Origin of the sequence: Paraperibacillus marinus (genome assembly GCF_046237605.1) — a bacterium.
Lineage (GTDB): Bacteria > Bacillota > Bacilli > Bacillales > DSM-1321 > Paraperibacillus > Paraperibacillus marinus.
The window spans coordinates 936,996-957,512 of the sequence record NZ_CP143542.1; the positions used below are offsets into that span (position 1 = coordinate 936,996).

The 20,517-nt window shown below is 46.6% G+C and carries 15 protein-coding genes and 1 other annotated feature; of the genes, 9 read left to right on the forward strand and 6 right to left on the reverse strand.

Annotated features, from left to right (window positions below; genetic code table 11):
• The first annotated feature begins 94 nt into the window (after positions 1-94).
• The gene (gene murC, locus V1498_RS04805; RefSeq protein ID WP_409297155.1) at positions 95-1,399 is read left to right on the forward strand and encodes a UDP-N-acetylmuramate--L-alanine ligase; all 1,305 of its coding nucleotides are present in this window, start codon (positions 95-97) and stop codon (positions 1,397-1,399) included.
• Between the two features lie 51 nt (positions 1,400-1,450).
• Here the strand turns inward: murC and V1498_RS04810 are convergent, their stop codons facing one another.
• Positions 1,451-2,566, reverse strand: a complete 1,116-nt coding sequence (locus V1498_RS04810; RefSeq protein WP_409297157.1) for an aminopeptidase — start codon at positions 2,564-2,566, stop codon at positions 1,451-1,453.
• 219 nt (positions 2,567-2,785) lie between these two features.
• Between V1498_RS04810 and V1498_RS04815 the strand changes: the two genes are divergently transcribed.
• From V1498_RS04815 to ytxJ, 3 genes are all read left to right on the forward strand, one after another.
• Entirely contained in the window at positions 2,786-3,289 is a 504-nt protein-coding gene (locus tag V1498_RS04815; protein WP_409297159.1) for a DUF948 domain-containing protein, read from the forward strand.
• 46 nt (positions 3,290-3,335) lie between these two features.
• Complete coding sequence (locus V1498_RS04820) at positions 3,336-4,073, forward strand: YtxH domain-containing protein (RefSeq protein ID WP_409297161.1); 738 nt, start codon at positions 3,336-3,338, stop codon at positions 4,071-4,073.
• Positions 4,074-4,192: 119 nt separating this feature from the next.
• Positions 4,193-4,516, forward strand: a complete 324-nt coding sequence (gene ytxJ, locus V1498_RS04825) for a bacillithiol system redox-active protein YtxJ (RefSeq protein ID WP_409297163.1) — start codon at positions 4,193-4,195, stop codon at positions 4,514-4,516.
• A gap of 169 nt (positions 4,517-4,685) precedes the next feature.
• Here the strand turns inward: ytxJ and V1498_RS04830 are convergent, their stop codons facing one another.
• A complete protein-coding gene (locus tag V1498_RS04830) occupies positions 4,686-6,842 on the reverse strand; it encodes a cell division FtsA domain-containing protein (protein WP_409297165.1) in 2,157 nt (718 codons plus the stop codon).
• Between the two features lie 240 nt (positions 6,843-7,082).
• Between V1498_RS04830 and V1498_RS04835 the strand changes: the two genes are divergently transcribed.
• The 3 genes from V1498_RS04835 to ccpA all read left to right on the forward strand — a co-directional run bounded on the left by V1498_RS04835 (position 7,083) and on the right by ccpA (position 10,384).
• Entirely contained in the window at positions 7,083-8,159 is a 1,077-nt protein-coding gene (locus V1498_RS04835) for a bifunctional 3-deoxy-7-phosphoheptulonate synthase/chorismate mutase (RefSeq protein ID WP_409297166.1), read from the forward strand.
• A 180-nt stretch (positions 8,160-8,339) separates the two neighbouring features.
• Positions 8,340-8,522, forward strand: coding sequence for a hypothetical protein (locus tag V1498_RS04840; RefSeq protein ID WP_409297168.1), 183 nt, complete (start codon positions 8,340-8,342; stop codon positions 8,520-8,522).
• An 866-nt stretch (positions 8,523-9,388) separates the two neighbouring features.
• Positions 9,389-10,384: a catabolite control protein A gene (ccpA, locus tag V1498_RS04845; RefSeq protein ID WP_409297170.1), complete on the forward strand. Its 996-nt coding sequence runs from the start codon at positions 9,389-9,391 to the stop codon at positions 10,382-10,384.
• A 163-nt stretch (positions 10,385-10,547) separates the two neighbouring features.
• Here the strand turns inward: ccpA and V1498_RS04850 are convergent, their stop codons facing one another.
• From V1498_RS04850 to V1498_RS04860, 3 genes are read right to left on the reverse strand one after another with little or no spacing between them, the layout of a single operon-like run.
• The gene (locus V1498_RS04850; RefSeq protein WP_409297172.1) at positions 10,548-11,723 is read right to left on the reverse strand and encodes an acetoin utilization protein AcuC; all 1,176 of its coding nucleotides are present in this window, start codon (positions 11,721-11,723) and stop codon (positions 10,548-10,550) included.
• Positions 11,720-12,367, reverse strand: a complete 648-nt coding sequence (locus V1498_RS04855; RefSeq protein WP_409297173.1) for an acetoin utilization AcuB family protein — start codon at positions 12,365-12,367, stop codon at positions 11,720-11,722. Before V1498_RS04855 ends, V1498_RS04850 begins: the two co-directional genes overlap by 4 nt.
• Before the next feature lie 24 nt (positions 12,368-12,391).
• Positions 12,392-13,024 (reverse strand): GNAT family N-acetyltransferase, encoded by a 633-nt coding sequence (locus V1498_RS04860; RefSeq protein ID WP_409297175.1) that lies wholly within the window; start codon positions 13,022-13,024, stop codon positions 12,392-12,394.
• 189 nt (positions 13,025-13,213) lie between these two features.
• Between V1498_RS04860 and acsA the strand changes: the two genes are divergently transcribed.
• The gene (gene acsA / locus V1498_RS04865; RefSeq protein ID WP_409297177.1) at positions 13,214-14,932 is read left to right on the forward strand and encodes an acetate--CoA ligase; all 1,719 of its coding nucleotides are present in this window, start codon (positions 13,214-13,216) and stop codon (positions 14,930-14,932) included.
• A gap of 624 nt (positions 14,933-15,556) precedes the next feature.
• Here the strand turns inward: acsA and V1498_RS04870 are convergent.
• Positions 15,557-18,442, reverse strand: a complete 2,886-nt coding sequence (locus V1498_RS04870) for a transglycosylase domain-containing protein (protein ID WP_409297179.1) — start codon at positions 18,440-18,442, stop codon at positions 15,557-15,559.
• A 144-nt stretch (positions 18,443-18,586) separates the two neighbouring features.
• Positions 18,587-18,812, forward strand: a binding site (T-box leader).
• A gap of 54 nt (positions 18,813-18,866) precedes the next feature.
• Here V1498_RS04870 and tyrS point away from each other — a divergent pair.
• On the forward strand, positions 18,867-20,129 hold the full coding sequence (gene tyrS, locus V1498_RS04875) for a tyrosine--tRNA ligase (RefSeq protein WP_409297181.1): 1,263 nt from the start codon (positions 18,867-18,869) through the stop codon (positions 20,127-20,129).
• Positions 20,130-20,517: the final 388 nt, after the last annotated feature.

The following is a 20,517-nucleotide window of genomic DNA, read 5'->3' on the forward strand; positions in this document are numbered from 1 at the left end:
AACATAAAACTAGTAATGGAACGATTTGAAGAAAATAAAAAAACGATCACGTCCTATACTGTCATACAGTAGACGATTGCTGGAGGTTCTCTCTATGACTGTTTATCATTTTGTTGGAATTAAGGGCTCGGGGATGAGTGCGCTGGCTCAGGTCCTTCATGATATGAACTATAATGTGCAAGGCTCCGATGTGGAGAAACGCTTCTTCACACAAGCCGGCTTAGAAAAATCAGGAATCAGGATCCTGCCTTTTGACAAGGAAAACATCCAGCCTGGGATGACCATCATCGCAGGAAACGCATTTCCTGACAGTCATGTTGAAATACAGGCTGCCATGGAACTCGGCCTGCCGGTAATCAGATATCACCGATTCCTGGGCGATTTTATGAAGAACTTCACTAGTGTAGGGATTACGGGAGCCCACGGGAAAACCTCGACGACGGGTCTTCTTGCTCATGTAATGATGGGCGCCAAACCTACTTCATACTTAATTGGTGACGGGACAGGCAAAGGGAATGCGGAAGCAGAGTACTTTGTTTTTGAAGCCTGTGAATACCGCCGCCATTTTCTATCCTATCATCCGGATTATGCCATCATGACCAATATAGACTTTGACCATCCTGACTATTTCTCAAGCATCGATGATGTTTTTCAGGCATTTCAGGATATGGCGGTCCAGGTAGGAAAAGGGATCATCGCGTGCGGGGATGACGAACAGCTTCAGCGTATCCAGGCCAAGGTTCCTGTAATCTTTTACGGCTTCAGTCCAGAGAATGACTTCCAGGCCAGAAATGTGGCTACTTCGAGCGAAGGCACTTCCTTTGAGGTCTATGTCCGGAACACCTATTATCAATCCTTCTCCATCCCATCCTTCGGGAATCACAATGTCCTGAACGCGCTTGCCGTCATTGCATTGTGCCACTATGAGGATATTGACGTTGAGGCCGTAAAACAGCAATTGAAAACGTTTGGCGGCGTAAAGCGGCGTTTTTCAGAAAAAGTGGTGGATGGGCAGGTAATCATTGATGACTATGCACATCATCCGACAGAGATTACCGTCACGATCGATTCAGCCAGGAAGAAATATCCCGGCAGAGAAGTGATTGCGGTATTCCAGCCTCATACGTTCAGCAGAACACAGACCTTCCTCGCTGATTTTGCAGGAAGCCTGAATCTTGCGGATAAGGTTTACCTTTGCGACATCTTTGGCTCTGCCAGGGAGAACCAGGGGAAACTGACCATTGAGGACCTGAGGGAAAAAATACCGGGAGCTGAGCTGATTCATGAAGAGGACACAGCCCCTTTATTAAAGCACAAAGAAGGTGTCATCCTGTTCATGGGTGCGGGAGATATCCAGAAGTTCCAGGTTGCCTACGAAAACCTGCTCATGCACCAATAATAGTAATGGAAAAGGCTGGCTCCTTCTTACAGGAGCCAGCCTTTTAGCCGTTTATTTTAGGTTTTCAGGATTCAGCTGTTCAAGCTCAGGCAGTACAAAACGGCCGTCTTTTCTGATAAGAACATCATCAAAGTAGATTTCGCCGCCGCCATATTCCGGACGCTGAATATTGACCATATCCCAATGAATATTGGAGTGGTTGCCGTTAAATGCTTCATCATAGCATTGTCCCGGTGTGAAGTGGAAGCTACCATCGATCTTTTCATCGAATAGGATATCCTGCATCGGAGTCTGGATGTATGGATTCACTCCGATGGCGAATTCTCCAACAAATCTTGCCCCTTCGTCTGTATCGAAAATTTTGTTGATCCGCTCAGTGTCATTGGCGGATGCTTCCACGATTTTACCATCTTTGAACGTCAGGCTGACGTTCTCAAACGTAAACCCGTGGTATGGAGAAGGTGTGTTGTACGTGATTGTCCCATTGACAGAGTCACGGACTGGAGCTGTATAAACCTCTCCATCCGGTATATTCATCTGGCCGGAACATTTGATTGACGGGATATCCTTGATGGAGAATGTAAGGTCAGTCCCAGGCCCTGTGAGGCGCACCTTGTCCGTTTTATCCATCAATGCAACCAGGCTGTCCATTGCTTTGTCCATCTTGCTGTAATCCAGATTGCAGACATCGAAGTAGAAGTCCTCAAATGCCTCTGTGCTCATTTTGGCAAGCTGGGCCATTGAAGATGTTGGATACCTCAGTACCACCCATTTTGTTTTAGGCACGCGTATCTCCCTATGTACCTTCTTCCCAACTGTATCTCCGTAGATCTTCATTTTTTCTGACGGCACATCTGCCTGCTCATTGATGTTGTCACCGGAGCGGAGGCCGATATAGGCATCCATGTTAGCCATGACATTTGCCTCAAAATCAGCGATAAGATTAAATTGCTCTTCCTGTGCACCAAGGAACATTGCCCTGTCCACCTGAGCATCCTTCAGCAGGACGAAGGGCTGGCCGCCGGCAGCATAGGCTTCTTTAACCAAAGCAGTTACAAGGTCTCTCTGCAGGCCGAAATTTTCAATTAGAACTTTTTCACCTTTTTGAAGGCGGACGGAATAGTTAATCAAATTTTTTGCGAGTTTTTCAATTCTGGCATCTTTCATGATAATTCCTCCAATTATTTCTTGTATCAAACAATATTGTAACCGAAATCTCCGATAATTTTTACTATTTACTCGTTTTCATGCCGTAAACAAGAATATTTTTTAGAACTATGTAGATAAAGAAGGAATTTTTTATGATTATATTGAAAAAATAGTTAGTAGTTTATATTGGTCACTTGCGGGTAATTAAACTACTGTAGACTTGAAGGAGGTGTTCTGGTGCAAATTATTTTATATCTGAGCGTTGCAGTCATCGCTATTGCATTCTTAATATTGGTACTGTATCTCGCAAAAACCCTTAATTCACTGCAAAGTACACTTGACAGTGTATCCCACACATTATCGGGTCTTGAAAATCAGCTGCAGGGAATCACAGCCGAAACCACACAGCTGCTGCATAAGACCAATAATCTTGCAGAGAATATCCAGAAGAAATCAGAAAATCTGGATACAGTATTCACAGCCGTCAAAAATGTCGGCACGTCCATCCAGGGCTTCAATACGACACTTCAGAAGGTGTCGGTCAAAGCCCAAGACAAGCTTGACCATAATGAAGAAAAAATTGCTCAAATCATTCAATGGAGCAGTGCAATCATGGAGCTCCGTGATAGATGGAAACAAAAGCAAGCTTTATCCCAGCCGGCTTCTGCAGGAAGCATAGAAACAGAGGCGCAGGCTACCGATAATCTGCCTAAGAAAAGATTCTTAAGATCCCGTTACTGAGTTTAGTTATTATTTAAAATAATATAAATGAAAAGGGGAATTTATTATGACACAGAATGAAAATAATCAGGCATATCGTGAAAATGGACAAGCATACCGTGATAACGGACAGGTGTACCGTGACAATCAACAGCTTCATCAGGAATACAGGGGCACAAAAGAAAATATGAGCAGCAGGGATTTCCTGATGGGTACCTTGATAGGCGGCATCATCGGTGCTGCTACAGCACTATTCATGGCTCCAAAGTCAGGCAGGGAACTGCGCACTGACTTGAATACACAGACGACTAAGGTGCTTGATAAGACCGAGAAAATACGACAGACTGCAATGGAAAAAGGAACACAGTTTGCAGGTGCTGCAAAAGAACGTACGTCATCAGTCACTGGTGCCGTAACGAGCACTTCCCAAAACCTGATGAACAAGGTAAAGACCATGACAGGAAAAGATACGGGCAGCGAGGGTGGAAGCAGCTCTGAAAAGTATGGTCTCACCAACTCAGCTGATTCAATTAAACCAGTCGTCCCTACCGATTATGATGAAACCACAACAAGCGGTGTTGAAGATCTGGGTGACTCTGCCGATTCCTTGACAACTGCAGATTTGACTACAGGTGCAGCTGACTTAACTACGGGGACTTCAGCGGGCCTGACAGATGATACAGACCTGGCTGGCGGTGCGGATGTAACAAGCATCACAGGAAAAGGCGTTTCTGAAAAGAACAGCAATTCTTATTCTGATTCTAATTCAAACAAAGGCAATAAAAATTCATCAAACAAAAAATAATGAGCTGATTCAGACTGGATCAGGTTAAGCTTTTGGCAATTAAGGCGGTGAAGTGGTACTATTGCTTCATCGCCTTCTTATTGTTTCCATTATCAAAATTGAGAGGAGAATGAATAGATATGCCTTTGAAAAAAATATTATCACAAGATCAGTTTCAGGAACTGAATGCGCAGGATACATTCCTGCTGATTAAACACAGCCTGACATGCCCGGTTAGCCAGGCAGCCTTCGAGGAATATGAAGAGTTTGCAGGGGAAGCTGATGTAAACACAGCTTATCTGACAGTTCAGGAAGCACGTCCGCTTTCCAATTATGTATCAGAGGAATTTGCAGTGAAGCATGAATCTCCTCAAGCGATCCTTTTTAAAAATGGCAAGCCTGTATGGAATGCCTCACATTGGAAAATTACAGCTAAATCACTTCGGGACGCTGTGCAGGGCTAAAACAGGGAGCTTTCTCATTGGGAAGGCTCCTTTTACTTTTTTACGAATATCTGGCCAAAAGGGCTTAAATTAGTCTAGTAGATAAAAAGGCTTCTCCTATATTCAGCTGCTGAAAAATAAAAAGCGGGTGCCCATAAGTTTGATTTTGGGCACCCTTTCCTATTGTTTATCAGTATGGCGCAGGAGCGGATGGCCAAAGAAGCTTTAAATCATCTCCGGACTGAATTTTTTCATGAAAGGCCGTTTCTTCGTTGTTCTTCAGGAGGAGGAAACTCCTTGAAGCGTGCAGCGGCATGTCAACCTCTACTATATTAAAGATATCCTGGAATATAAAAGGTTCGACTTTTCGCTCTGTCATTTTGAGCTCTTCTCCGTCCATTATGATATCCTCCTCATCCAGTTTCTCATCACCGCGGTAAAAGCTTAAAATGTCCTTTTGAAGCTGAATCTTCTTGCCATTAAAGGTCACCGTGATGGCATAGTCCAGGATCATTTGAAGTTCTTCAGCAAGCCGTCTAACCGTCATCGGGCCGCTTCTTTCAATCAGGAGGACATCCTCATCATCGTATAGAGAATGAGGCTTTGCTTCAATGCCATTCTTGAAGATCCGTCCAGCAGCCCTTCTCACTGTATAGGCTTTATTGTTCAGCTTTACAGTAAAAGGACGCAGGGAGGCAACCAGGGAATTCAGCTTCAAGGCTTCAAGCAGAGCTGATATGGTATCCGGCAGCCTGCAAGTGATTTTATCTCCGGGCTTTAATCGTTCCCCGCCCGACGAAGCCCGGCCGTTCAATTTAATGACCGCTTCAACGACATAATGGATGCCATTAATGGTAATGGCCTTACGGGGGATGTCATCCAGCAGGTCCTTTACCATGATGGGAGTAGTCTCTCCATCCGAGCCTTTCTCAACTGTCAGTGAGCTGTTGTTTTTAACCACTGTCTGAAGTGAACAAACTTCTCCATCCAGAGTGATGGATGGCGGAGATCCCGGTGAGCCGGGAAGGGTGATGGATTCACCATTCAGGGATACTTCATAAGAAGGGCCGCCTTCGCCATACAGACTGCCAAGCTTAATCCCGGCAGCGAGGATACAGTCGCCGACCGTCAGCTTTTTCATGTCAAAGAGTCGGATGGTCCTTCCGTTCACAAGGATACTTTTATATTGGACAGGGCTGTTTGACGAGCTTACGGCAATCCCGATCGGTGTTACGAGCTCCGGCCCCTTATTGATGCCTTCTGAAAAGCTTAGGTTTGCAATAGCTTCTATGCCGCGGATCGCTATCCGGTTTTCCGGCAGTTCAAGCTTTTCGGCTAAAATCCGCGGCAGGTCAGGGGTTAGGCTGCCTCCGCCGACGAGCATGACCGCCTTTGGGGGTTTAGCATTATTCAGCCTGTGTATCTCAGCAGCAATCGCATCAGCTAGCTTGTGGATGGCAGGCGAGATGCTTTTTATTGCCTCTGCCCTGAAAATCTCCGTTTCAAAACCCAATATATCTGTGACCTTAATGGCCCCCGGTTCATTAAGCCTCCTCTTGGTCTGCTCTGCAAGCGGAAAATCAAGGAGGAACGCATCACTGATTGCCTCCGTGATTTCATCGCCTGCTATGGGGACCATGCCATAAGCTGCGACGGTTCCCATTTCGGTCAAGGCGATATCCGAAGTGCCTGCTCCAATATCCACCAGTGCCACATTTAGCCTTCTCATTGACTGGGGAATCAGCACATGTATGGCCGCGATCGGTTCAAGCGTCAGGGCCTGCATTTCAAGACCGGCGCGCTTAAGAGCGGCCAGGAGGGATTCTACGACGACCTTCGGGAGAAAGGTAGCGATGATCTCAACGCTTGCTTCGACCCCGCTTTGATCAATCAGGTTCCCTATTTCCTGGCCGTCCAGCCTGTAGTAAAGCACGGAATATCCGGCACAGTAATAATGGTAGCTGTTATCGCTGTCACTTTTTACAGCTACCTGAGCCTGTGCCTGCTGTACGGCGGATAATTCGAGATGGAGGATGTCCTCAGGAAGCAGCAGGGGGCGCCCATCAATATTCAATGCCGCGGAAGCACGTTCAGTTTTGAGGGCTCTTCCCGCTGCAGCGACACACACCTTCTCAAGCTTCCCATGTTTCTTTTCAAGAGCTTCTTTAATTTCCAGTATGATGGAAGATACGGCAAGTACATCATGAATCTGTCCATCCAGCATGGCCCGTTCGGAATGTTCTTTAGAAAGGGCTTCGATTACCTGAAAACGCTCATTCTGCTTTTCAAGTATAATGCCTACAACCGAGTGTGTACCTATATCCAGAGCAAAGATCTTTTCAGCCATTGAACACACCTACTTTAATATTTTTATGCTTTAACGCTTAAAAGCGTTTTATTAATAAAGAAAAAAATCGTGACATCTGAAAACATATGATTTATAATGAACACTAATTACTTAGAATGTAACATACTTTTTTCTTTCACAAAAGATTCCATTTGTACACCAAATGAGAAAATATCTTCTTATTTGGATGAAATTTAAAACAGCATGCCGGCAATAGACCAGCGAAAGGGTGAAGGACTAGTGAGCAACCAGGAATTAGATGTTTTACGGGAAAAGCTTGATGACATTAATCTGCAGATATTGACATTGATCAACGACAGAGCAAGACTTGTACAGGAAATTGGGAAAGTTAAGGAAAAGCAGGGTGTCAATAAGTTTGACCCGGTCCGTGAGCGCAAGATGCTTGACTTGATTAAATCCCATAATGACGGCCCATTCGAAGATGCAACGGTTGAAAAGCTGTTCAAGGAAATCTTCAAAGCCGGCCTCGGCCTGCAGGAAAGCGAACAGAAAAAAACACTGCTTGTTTCCCGCAAGAAAAAGCCTGAAAATACTACAATTAACTTAAAAGGTGAAATAATCGGAAATGGCACACCTAGCTTCGTATTTGGCCCATGTGCAGTTGAATCCTATGACCAGGTAGCCATTGTCGCTGAAGCCGTTAAAAAGAAGGGTCTTAAACTATTGCGCGGCGGGGCATACAAACCCCGGACATCCCCTTATGATTTCCAGGGACTTGGGCTTGAAGGCCTGAAGATCCTTAAAAGAGTGGCAGATGAATATGATTTGGCCGTTATCAGTGAAATCGTGAATCCTGCTGATATTGAAACTGCCGTACAATATATTGATGTCATCCAGATTGGTGCGAGGAATATGCAGAACTTTGAGCTGCTTAAAGCCGCCGGCCAGGTGGACAAGCCGGTCCTTTTGAAAAGAGGTCTCGCAGCAACGATTGATGAGTTCATTCATGCCGCTGAATATATCATGTCGCAGGGAAATGGAAAAATCATTCTTTGTGAAAGAGGAATCAGGACATACGAAAAAGCTACACGGAACACGCTTGATATCTCAGCTGTGCCAATCCTTAAACAGGAGACCCATCTGCCGGTCATGGTGGACGTCACCCACTCAACCGGACGCAGAGACCTGCTCATACCGACAGCCAAAGCGGCCCTTGCTATCGGAGCGGATGGTGTGATGGCCGAGGTTCACCCGGATCCGGCGGTCGCCTTGTCAGACTCTGCCCAGCAGATGGATTTTGAACAATTTGATGAATTCATGGCAGAAATACAAAAGCTTAGCTGGCTGACAGTGTAAGCTTTGAAAGTCCCCATAATCGGGGGCTTTTTTTGTTTTTGCATATACTGCGGCTAATGAACAAGAAAGTGGATTTCCGCTGCAGGCACTCTAGCTGTGCGGGGCGGGCGGAGGGCCTCATCGTCTTCGCCTGCGGGGTCTCACCTGTCCCGCTATTCCCGAAAAGTAAGGCGGAGAGCGGTGCTTTTCAAATTAAATAAATGGGGGCAGAATGAAGTCGGGAAATATTGCAGAACAGTATTTGAAAAGCAGCGACCTGATAAAGAAGACTTGCTGATTGGCGAGCGCAAGCGAAGACAGAAGCTTAGTCGCACTTATGCGTTAGCGAAAGAAGACTTGCTGATTGGCGAGCGATTGCTGTGACAGAAGCTTAGTCGCACTTATGCGTAAGCGAAAGAAGACTTGCTGATTGGCGAGCGATTGCTGTGACAGAAGCTTAGCCGCACTTATGCGTTAGCGAAAGAAGACTTGCTGATTGGCGAGCGATTGCTGTGACAGAAGTTTAGCCGCACTTATGCGAAAGCCAAGCATAAGGCGAGCAGGCTGTGGAAAGCGGTCTCCTTCCCATGGCCTGATTGACTTAGACTTGCAGGTCGAAAGTCTCGCAGCCGGATCAGGAATCTCGCGCCTGAAGCGTAAGTCCACTTGCAAAATAATTAGATTTCCTCACAGAACTCATCCAAAGACAATAATTTTTTAGAAAATAGGCCTTTCTAAAAGATTGTAGTCTTTTTTGTGGAATAGGGGCGGAGCTGCAATTCTCATAAGCTTCCTGCAGCTGGGTGTGTACATCACTTATCCTGATGGCATTCCTGCCTGCGCCTTATTCCGCTCCGCCCCCTTAATGGTTTGTTCCGGCACTTGGGTTCCAATAGACAGTTGCTTTTTCTGTTCCAGCCGCCATACTAATGAAAACAGCCTTTCTCATACATGGGTATCCACTGTAAGTGATTTTGCATAAATTATTTTGAAAAACTATGCTACATAATTGCGGTAAAGGAAGAAGGTATCGTAATATTAAATACATATAAGCTTGACTAAGAGTATATTCCATTCTGTATGTAATTTTTATAGGGCTTGGTGCTGCTGCAGCCGCCAAGGAACGGACCGAAACGGACGGACTTGATCCTTAATATATACCAGAATAACATTGTGCTTTTGAAAAATGCTGAAAATGAACTAATAATTCCTGTTTTATAGGGAAAAAGAATACTATAGGAGTGGTAATGATGAATATAACCATTTATGATGTGGCCAGAGAAGCCAATGTGTCCATGGCGACGGTTTCGAGGGTAGTGAACGGAAACCCGAATGTGAAGCCTGCGACAAGAAAAAAAGTAATGGAAGTAATTGACCGGCTTGGCTACCGGCCGAATGCGGTCGCAAGGGGACTTGCCAGCAAGAAGACTACAACAGTCGGTGTGATCATACCAGACATTTCAAGCATCTTCTTTGCCGAGCTTGCCAGGGGTATTGAAGATATTGCTACCATGTATAAATATAATATTATCCTGAGCAATTCCGACCAAAACACGGAAAAAGAACTTCACCTTTTAAATACTCTGCTTGGGAAGCAAGTAGACGGAATTGTATTCATGGGATCCCATATCACTGATGCCCACATAGAAGAATTCAGGAAATCACCGGTTCCCATTGTCCTTGCAGGAACGATAGAAGAGACAGGCCAGATTCCGTCTGTAAATATTGATAATGAGCAGGCTGCATATGATGCAGCCAAGCATTTTATCGAAAAGGGCCATAAGAAGATTGCATTGGTAACGGGAGTGGACAAAGATCCAACGAATGAAAAAAGGCTTCAGGGCTATAGAAAGGCGCTGGAGGGGTCAGGCATATCCATGAATGAAGATTTCGTCATTGATGGAGACTTCACCTATGATTCCGGTATGGAGGCGTTTGACAGATTGATGAATGGAGAAGAAAGACCGACTGCACTTCTGGTCGGCGGTGATGAAATGGCCCTTGGCGTGGTCCATGCCGCGCAGGATGCAGGGTCTTCAGTGCCTGACGATTTTGAAGTGATCAGCTTTGATAATACAAGGCTGACTCTGATGGTACGCCCGCGCATCTCGACAATCGTGCAGCCCCTGTATGACATCGGTGCTGTTTCTATGAGGCTGTTGACGAAACTGATGAACAAGGAAGAAGTATCCGATGTTTCTGTAATCCTGCCGCATCGGATTGAAGAGCGGGATTCAACGAAGTAATCGGGATAAAAAGGCTGTATTTTATGCAGCAAATAATTTGATGACACACCAAAACGCTTGGGTTTATACCAAGCGTTTTTTTGAATGCCTAAAGTAGATTGCTGAAATCTGAGGGATACAGCAACTCACTTTAGGCTGCCTTTATTGTTAAGCCATTCGAATATTAACAGCTCTCATGTACCCCTTTTTTTGAAGAAGAACGGATAGGATAGAGGGCTTTTTGAACAGTCTGGGCATTTTTTTCCGTAATTTCAGGCTTCCTTGGGATAGGCGGATAGATGTTATCTTCGTCTTCCCATGCGGCGGGAAGCTGTACAGGTGCCATGCTCTGCCATTCTTTCAGCCATGCTTCAGGCAATGGACCATGAGCCGGGTTATCGGTCATCTCAAGCCAGATTAGTGACCAGGCACGGGGAACAACCCTCCAGATATCATAGCCGCCGCCGCCTACGGCAATCCACCGGCCCCCGCAATATTGATGGGCAAGTTCATGCGCCAGCTTTGGAATTTCCTTATAAATTTTCATCGTGGCAGATAAATGGGTGAGCGGGTCATAATAATGGGCATCTGTTCCATTCTGGGTGAGAATCACGTCAGGCTTAAAGAACTCGCAGATTTCCCTGAAGGACTGGTGGTATGCATCCAGCCATGACTCATCCTCGGTAAAGGCATCAAGCGGTATATTGAAGGAATAGCCGTAGCCCTTGCCTTGTCCCCGCTCGTTCACAGTGCCAGTCCCAGGGAATAAATACCTCCCTGTTTCATGAATTGACAAAGTGCAGACATCGGGCTCATCATAAAATGCCCACTGGACCCCATCCCCATGATGAGCATCTGTATCAATGTACAGCACACGTGCCCCGTATTGTTCCTGAAGATACTTAATGGCAACGGCACTATCATTATAAATGCAGAATCCGGATGCCCTGCCGCGGAAGCCATGATGAAGTCCGCCGCCAAGATTAAGTGCATGGAGAGCATCGCCTTTCATTACAACATCCACAGCCGTCAATGTTCCGCCAACGAGGTGTGCGCTGGCTTCATGCATACCTGGAAATATCGGTGTGTCTTCCGTCCCAAGGCCAAAGCTTTCACCCTTTTCCGGCGGGAGCAGCCCCTGGCCGGCCAGTCTGACAGCGTTTACATAATCCCTGTCATGAATCAGCCCAAGCTCGCCGTCCGAGGCTATCCTTGCTGGAATCACATCTTCACTGCGGATGGCGCCGTGCTTTTGGAGCAGATCAAGGGTAAGGCGGATCCGCTGCTGATTAAACGGGTGCTCATTATTGAATTTATAGCTCATGAAATTCTCTGAGAAGACAAAAACAGCATTCTTCATGGCAAAAGACCCGGTGCTTTTGGCCAGACAACCTCATACCCGGCGGCCGAAAGCTCACCGGTTACAGCGGAGGGATTCATGGTCTGCACCCTGATCACCAGTCGTTTGAAGCCTTCATGCGCCCCATCAGGATAGACTAAAATGCTGATGATATTAGAATTCTTAGAACTTATGAGCTTTGCAATCTCACTCAGGATGCCTGTCCGGTCAGGAACCCTGAGTTCTATCTGTGAGCCTGGGCGGTTTGCCCCGGTGAGCTCAGCCAGGGTATGCAGAAGATCGGTCTCTGTGATGATTCCTGCCAGCTTATTGCCGCTTACGATAGGGAGACAGCTGATGTGGTGCTCGTAAAAGAGCCCTGAAACTTCTTCTACAAAATCAAGGGGATGTCCGGTGATGACCTCTCTTTTCATGATAGAGCTCACCGGCTGGTTCAGGTATTCCTCCTGCCCGTCCCTGTGAAAGATGGAAGGGGCTGCATCCTTGATGTCCCTGTCTGTAATCAATCCTTCAATCCCGCCCTGCTCATCTATTATGGGAATATGTCTTATTTTTTTGTCTTTGACGATTTGAAGTGCAGTGCCAATGGTGTCTGTTTCTGTTAAAGTTATAACATCCTTTTTCATGATTTCTTCTAAAATCATTGAATTCACCCCTTGCTGCATTGGTTAGTACATAAACCGGTTCATAAAGCGGAGGTTATCAAATTTCTGGATAGACTCAGGGCTCACTCTTTTGCCGATTCGCGCCATCAGGCAGTTGGCTGGATGGGAGCTGATTTCCGGGTCGTCAGTGGCATAATAGACCAGGCCGCCGGCATTCATCATTTTTTCCATGATTTTTCTATACTCCCAGACATTCAGCCCGGTCCCCTTCAGGTCCCAGTGCCAGTAATACTCCGTTGTTATGATGATGAAATCCTCCATCGCATCGTCCATCATTGACACCTTAAGGAGATGCTTTCCAGCCGAGTATCCGCGGAACTCCGGGCTGACTTCAATGGCCCCAAGTTCTATCAGGTCCTCCATTTTTCCTTCAGACCATCTCTCGAGCGGGTCAGGGTACAGGTATGTGACATATCCTACAACCGTATCTTTATGCCTTGCAATGAGGATGCGTCCTTCCGGGAGATCTGCGATGTCAATCAGTGCCTTATGCTGTTGAGAGGCCGGCCTGAATGCATCAAGTCCCTCGTGGAAATCATAGCTCTTAAGCTTTTCCCCTGATATCGGGCCCTCGATTATCAATGCTCCATGCCTGGTTTTCAGCTCGGCAGCATTATAGGTTTTTTCAAATTCCATTCATTCACCGCCTATATTAAAACTCACTCTTATTATACATAAAATAACAGGCGAGCTATCTTTTAAACTCGGGTATTCCAGTAAAAATATCGTAACTTTGATAATTGATCCTATAATAATCAAAAAATTGAGAATAAATTTTCTTTATACTATAATTGAATGGTAAACATGAATAAGGGGGACCTGCATATGAAAGTGGAAGCGTTACCAGTAATCAAGGGGGACTTTAATCTCCATAGCTATGAGGATGCTTACAAAAGCTTTGACTGGGCCGAGGCTGAAAAGCAATTTTCGTGGCATGAAACCGGCAGAGTGAATATGGCATACGAAGCGATTGACCGTCACGCAGAGACTTTCAGGAAAAATAAAGTCGCTTTGTATTATAGAGACGGTGAACGCAATGAAAAGTATACGTTCAAGGATATGAAGGAATACACAAATAAAGCAGCCAATGTACTGAAGACGGACGGGAATGTGGAAAAAGGGGACAGGGTATTCATTTTCATGCCGCGTTCACCAGAGCTTTATTTTGCACTTCTGGGCGCAGTGAAGCTTGGGGCGATTGTAGGCCCGCTGTTTGAGGCATTCATGGAAGGGGCGGTCCGCGACCGGCTTGAGGACAGCGGTGCAAAGGTTCTCATCACCACACCTGAACTGCTGTCCCGTGTACCTGCTGAAGAGCTGCCTGAGCTGAAGACCATCTTTCTGGTGGGGGAAGGCATCCAGCAGGATGAAAAGCATATTGATTTCATGTCCAGGCTGAAAGAAGCGGACAAGAAGCTTGATATCGAATGGGTAGACCGCAATGACGGGCTGATTCTCCACTATACATCGGGCTCAACAGGCAAACCCAAGGGAGTGCTCCATGTACATAATGCTATGATTCAGCACTACCAGACCGGCAAATGGGTGCTTGATCTGAAAGAGGAGGATGTCTATTGGTGCACAGCAGATCCAGGCTGGGTGACAGGTACTTCCTACGGAATTTTCTCTCCATGGCTGAATGGGGCAGCAAATGTGATAGTAGGCGGCCGTTTCAAGCCGGAAACCTGGTATCAGACTATCGAAGATTACGGAGTGACAGTCTGGTACAGCGCACCTACTGCTTTCAGGATGCTTATGGGTGCCGGGGATGAAGTGATCAAGAAGTTCGACCTGAGCTCACTGCGCCATTTAATCAGTGTCGGTGAACCGCTCAATCCGGAAGTAGTGCGCTGGGGAATGAAAGTCTTCAACAAGCGCATCCATGATTCCTGGTGGATGACCGAAACCGGGGCACAGATTATCAGCAACTATCCGAGTCTTGAAATCAAGCCCGGCTCAATGGGCAAGCCAATACCTGGAGTACAGGCGGCGATTGTGGATGACCAGGGTAATGAACTTCCTCCGAACCGGATGGGGAACCTTGCCATCAAAAAAGGCTGGCCGTCCATGATGAATGCGATCTGGAATAACCCGCAGAAATATGAATCATATTTTATGCCAGGCGGCTGGTATGTGTCCGGGGACTCTGCCTACATGGATGAAGAAGGCTACTTCTGGTTCCAGGGGCGGATCGATGATGTGATTATGACGGCTGGGGAACGGGTAGGCCCGTTCGAAGTGGAAAGCAAGCTGGTCGAACATCCGGCCATTGCAGAGGCCGGAGTAATCGGCAAGCCGGATCCTGTCAGGGGAGAAATCATCAAGGCATTTGTGGCGCTGCGTGATGGCTATGAAGCATCAGATGAGCTGATTGATGAAATCAGGCAGTTTGTTAAGAAAGGGCTCGCTGCCCATGCTGCCCCTCGGGAAATCGAGTTCAAGGATAAGCTTCCTAAGACCAGGAGCGGCAAAATCATGCGCCGCGTCCTGAAGGCCTGGGAACTGGACCTGCCGACAGGCGATTTATCAACCATGGAAGATTGATATGAAACAGGCTGTCCCTTTTTCAGAGGGGCAGCCTTTTTTCTTTAATTATCATCGCCGTTCACGGCCTCATTTTGTTTTATCCGGGCGGCCGGGCTTTTGGCTGTCTGTGCGGAATCCCGTCTGTGAATTTTGATCGCTTCTGTCCTGTTCAATGCTTGTATTCTTATTATCGTTTTTCATTGATCTTCACCACCTTTTATTGTTTCTATTTTGGATTACACATGCTGAATTTATTCTGAAATGAACAGTCTCCTTTAAGGGAATGCTAACTGCAGCAGAAATACTAAGGCCGGCATAAGCTTTAGGTTTGAAGACGGCTGCAGGGGATAAAGGGTCTATAGTAATGAACATAGAGAGGTGTTGAAAATGGTAGAAAATGAAGTGACACGTTATTGCGAAAACTGTAAAAGAGAAACCATTCAGCATGCGAGAGAGGATGCCCTGGAGATCGAGTACAAGTGTACTGTATGCCATACTGAGGATGACGTTGTGAAAACGTTTTTTTAAATAAGTCAAAAGTATAGCTGATTGGAAGCCTCAGCTTTTCGAAGAAGTCCTGCTTTCCCATGCCCTCAGCCGAAAAAAAGCACGCTCGTGAAGAGCGTGCTTTTTGGTGCTGCCTTATTCACTATCTTCTTCTGAGGCAGCTGCCGGCTTAGCCGGCACCGCTGCCTCTGGTTTATCATCAGGTTTTTTTGGTTCCGGTTTTTTCTCTTCAGGTTTTTTCTGTTCAGGTTCTACCTGGACAGGCTTTTCTTCTTTTGGCTTTTCAGTCTTTTTACTGTCCTCCGCCGGTTTTCCTGCATTCACCTTATTGGATGACGGAGATTCTTTCCCTGCAATATCGACAGCACGAACAGTATATTCTCCATTCCCGGCCTTGAAGCTGAGTGAGCTTCCGGCCTTAACGATACCGACCTTTGAGCCGTTTTCATAAATCCGGTAACCGATGACATCAGAATCAGGGCTTGCGCCCCAGACCAGGTAACCATTCTTTATGGACGCACTCACAGCTGATGGTGATTTCCCGTTCTCGGGGAGGGTCTGGTTCGAGAAGCTTCCCGTCCCCTTATCATCGCTCCTGCCTCCAAGGACTCCGCCTGGGTTGACTAAGTATTTGCTGCCAAGTTTCTGCAGGATCTCCGAGCTTAGCATGATGCCTTTTTCGGTAAATTCTTCAGGAGTGACAGGCAGGGCGATGTAGCTGCGGCCGCCAATGCTGACAAATCTTCCCGAATCGAATTTGCCGTCTATCCTGGATGCTGCGAACTGTGCATTGGCCAGGTCGGAGCCTCCGCCGCCATTAATTTTGAGCTGGCTGCACACACTTGCCGGGAGCCCGGTGACTTCACAGGAAGATCGGGATACAATTCCGCCCGGCATTTCAAAACGCTTATCTGTCGCTACCTGCTTAGGATTTACATCATAAGCGGCATTCAGGAGATCAGCCCATAAATAGAGATTGCGCTGGGAGTACGTGAGGCCGCCCCAGACTTTTTCAAGCGGCTTAGGATTATCATAGCCCATCCATGTGCCGAACGTTACTTTGGGATTCGAAGCGACAAACCAGGCATCGTGGTAATCCTGGCCTGTTCCCGTTTTCCCCGCCCAGTCTGAGCTGAATTTCATCCTTGAATTCAGGCCGGCCGCTGTACCCCGCCTGATTACGTCCCTCATCATATCGATGGTCAGATATGCCGTCTGCGGGCTGAATACTCTCACTTTTTTATTCTTATGCTGATAGATGACCTTGCCGTCTGCTGATTCTATCTTATCGATCATATAAGCATCTTCAAATTGGCCGCCGTTTGCAAATGTTGCATAAGCATTCACATTTTCTTCGACGGTCACACCGCGTTCAAGTGCGCCAAGGGCCATTGAAATATGATGATGGTCACCATCCGTAATGGTACTGATTCCCATCTTCTCCAGATACCCCACAGGATCGCGATTTTGTATATCCATATAAAACTTGACTGCCGGTACATTATAGGAATTCAGCAGGGCTGTCCGTGCGGTCGTGATGCCATGGAATTTTTCACCATAATTGTGGGGCTCATAAGATCCTGCCCCTGTCGGTACCTTGATGGGAAGGTCCGCTACGAGGCTTCCGGGCGACAGCACTCCAAGTTCAATGGCGGGAGCGTACACGAGCAGGGGTTTCATGGTGGAACCATTCGGCCTCAAGGAGCTTGTGGCGTGATTGGTCTGCCCGCGTTTGTAATCCCGGCCGCCAATGAAGCTCAATATTTTGCCCGATTGGTTTTCAATGAGCATCGCACCCACCTGCACAGGTTCAGAGGATGACGATTTAGGCGTCTTCAGCTTATCTGGACCATAGTTCGGGTAATTCCGCTTTGCTTTTTCCATATTATCCAGGATCTTTTTATCAATGGTTGTGTGGATCTTATAGCCGGATGAACGAATGTTCCGGTCAGCCAGTGTCTCATATTGCTCCTTGAGCTTCTTGCTTTTCTTATAGTCTTCGGGTTTAATATTATCCTGGCCAGCAAGAAACTCAGCAAGGATTACGATGGACCGCTTTTCAACCTCATAGGTAAGCCAAGGGTATTTCTCCTGAGGCTGCGGTGTTCTTCCAATAAAGTCTTTTACAATATTGTATTTAATGGCGCTGTCATACTCTGCTTTTGTAATGAAGCCTTCGCGGAGCATCCGGCTGAGCACTGTGCGCATCCGCTGCAGTCCTGGATCGAGGTTCTCCTTCAGTGTCCCATTCTGGGTATATGGCGTGTAGCCAAACGGGCTCTGCGGCAGGCCTGCCAGGAAGGCTGCCTGAGGCAGGTTCAATTTGCTGACTTCTTTGCCGAAGATGCCCTTTGCCGCAGATTGGACTCCTGCTACATTCCTGCCATTTGAGTTCCTCCCAAATGTAGATAGATTCAAATAAGCGGTGAGGATTTCCTTTTTATCAAAGAATTTTTCCAGCCGCAGTGCGAGCAGTATTTCCTTTGCCTTCCGGTCAAAGGAAACTTCGTTTGTAAGGATTTGATTTTTGATGATCTGCTGTGTCAGAGTACTTCCTCCAGAACGGGTTGAGGAATTCGTCATGTCCTGGAAGATGGCCCTCAGGATGGCCTTTGGGACTACTCCATCATGTTTGTAGAAGTATTCGTCTTCTGTGGCGATTAATGCGTTGGATAAATGTTCGGGGATTTGATCGATGGTTACTGTCTCACGTTCTAAATCAGACCTCATCTTACCCATATACACATTGCCAGCGAAATAAATTTCAGATGTCTCATTGAAGTTGTACACCTGTCTCTTCAGGTCCTGTTCTGAGCGGACCTTTTCATCCTTGACCAGTGAGGCGAAATAACCTGCCCCCACGCCCCCTGCAAAGGAAGCACCGATCACGGCTGCGATTAAAAATATCAAAAATAAGTTCCATATGACTTGATATGTAATGCTGAATCGTCTTTTCGTCTTTTCCTCCTCAAGGAAAGAACGGATATTCTTCACAATGTCTTTAAAAGGATTATTGTCCATAGTGTAAATCCCCCCTAAAATCAGATACATTATAGCACAAATAACGCTTTGATATTGTATGATTCGCCAATTTATTAAGCAGCCCCAGTTATATTTGACAAGATGCTGTCTTATATGGTAAAAAATCATTATTACTTTCATATGAAAAAAGCACTGATAGGATTCAGTAGTTTTTCTATCCCTGTCCAAGAGAGCCGGTGGCTGCTGAAAACCGGTACACATAGAAAAGCGAATTACCTCCTTGAGCTTCTGCCCCTAAAATAATTTAGTATGAGTAAGGGCAGACGATGCAGCGTTCGTTAACGCTTCAAGCGGAGGGCAGGTTTTTGCCCTCAAGTTGGGTGGTACCGCGATTTAATTCGTCCCTTCAATCATTTGAAGGGGCGTTTTTTATTTGGAAAAAATTAGTTCAGGAGGAATCAGCATGGATTTGATACAGGATTTAAAATGGCGGGGAATTATTTATCAGCAGACGGATGAAGAGGGGCTGGCAACCCTTCTTGAAAAAGAGAAAATTTCCATATACTGCGGAATCGATCCAACTGCCGATTCAATGCATATCGGGCACCTGCTGCCATTTTTGACTCTCCGCCGCTTCCAGCAGCATGGACATCGTCCGCTTGCTTTGGTGGGGGGAGCGACAGGGCTGATCGGGGATCCAAGCGGCAAGAGCGAGGAACGCAATCTATTGACGATCGAAGCGGTAAAAGGGAATGCGGACAGCATCAAGGGCCAGCTGCACAGGATTTTTGAATTTGAAGGGGAAAATGGGGCAGTCATGGTCAATAACTATGACTGGATCAGCGCCATCGATATGGTCACCTTCCTGAGGGACTTCGGGAAACATATCGGCATCAACTATATGCTGGCCAAAGATACCATATCTTCAAGGCTCGAAACGGGCATTTCATTCACAGAGTTCACATATACCATTCTCCAGGCGATTGACTTCAATCATTTATACGGAAATTACAACTGCAAGCTTCAGATTGGAGGAAGCGATCAATGGGGAAATATCACGACGGGCCTTGAACTGATCCGGAAAAAACAGGATGAGGGCGCAAAAGCCTTTGGACTCACCATCCCGCTTGTGACCAAAGCGGATGGAACCAAATTCGGAAAGACAGAAAGCGGAGCAGTATGGCTGGATCCTGAGAAGACCTCACCATATGAGTTTTACCAGTTCTGGATCAATACGGCGGATGCCGATGTTGTGAAGTACCTGAAGTACTTTACATTCCTTTCACACGAGGAAATTGAGGAACTGAGCAGGGCAGTGGAGGCGGAACCGCATCTGCGCCGTGCACAGAAAAGGCTCGCTGAAGAAATGACCCGCCTGATCCATGGTGAAGAATCCCTGCAGCAGGCGGTCAAAATTACAGCTGCGCTGTTCAGCGGAGATATCAAAACCCTGTCAGCCGCTGAAATTAAGCAAGGATTTAAGGATGTTCCTACCTATGAACAGGAAGGCGGAACGGAGACACCATTAGTCGACCTGCTTGTTCAGGCTGGCATCTCTCCGTCCAAAAGGCAGGCCCGGGAGGATATCCAAAACGGAGCTGTGAGCATCAATGGCGATAAAGTGACAGACCAGGGACATATCCTGTCTGAAGAAGACAAAATTGACGGCCAGTTCACAATTATCCGCAGGGGTAAAAAGAAATACACGATGATTAAGCATAAATAATAAAAAAGCACCGGGGCAGAAATGCCGCCGGTGCATTCTTGGATTTAAATAAAAAACAGATCCTGCAGGATCTGTTTTTTTTTAATATTAACGAGAGTATCCTAATTGTTTGTAAAAACCCTAGAAATATAATTGTGATGCTCCTCCAAACCTCCCCCCATTGGAGCGGGGCAGGAGCTGAGCTTCCTCGGCTTAGCCTGCGGGGTCTCACCTGTCCCGCTTTTTCCCGCTGCAAAAAGCGCAGAACGGTGCCTGCTAAATACAATAATTTCTAAAGCTCAATGTTTGTATTTTCAGGTTGAGACAATGAAATTTGTTAGCAGGCAGCGACCTGTCAAGCATAAGGCGAGCAGGTCGTGGGAAGTGCTCTTCCTCCCATGGACTGATT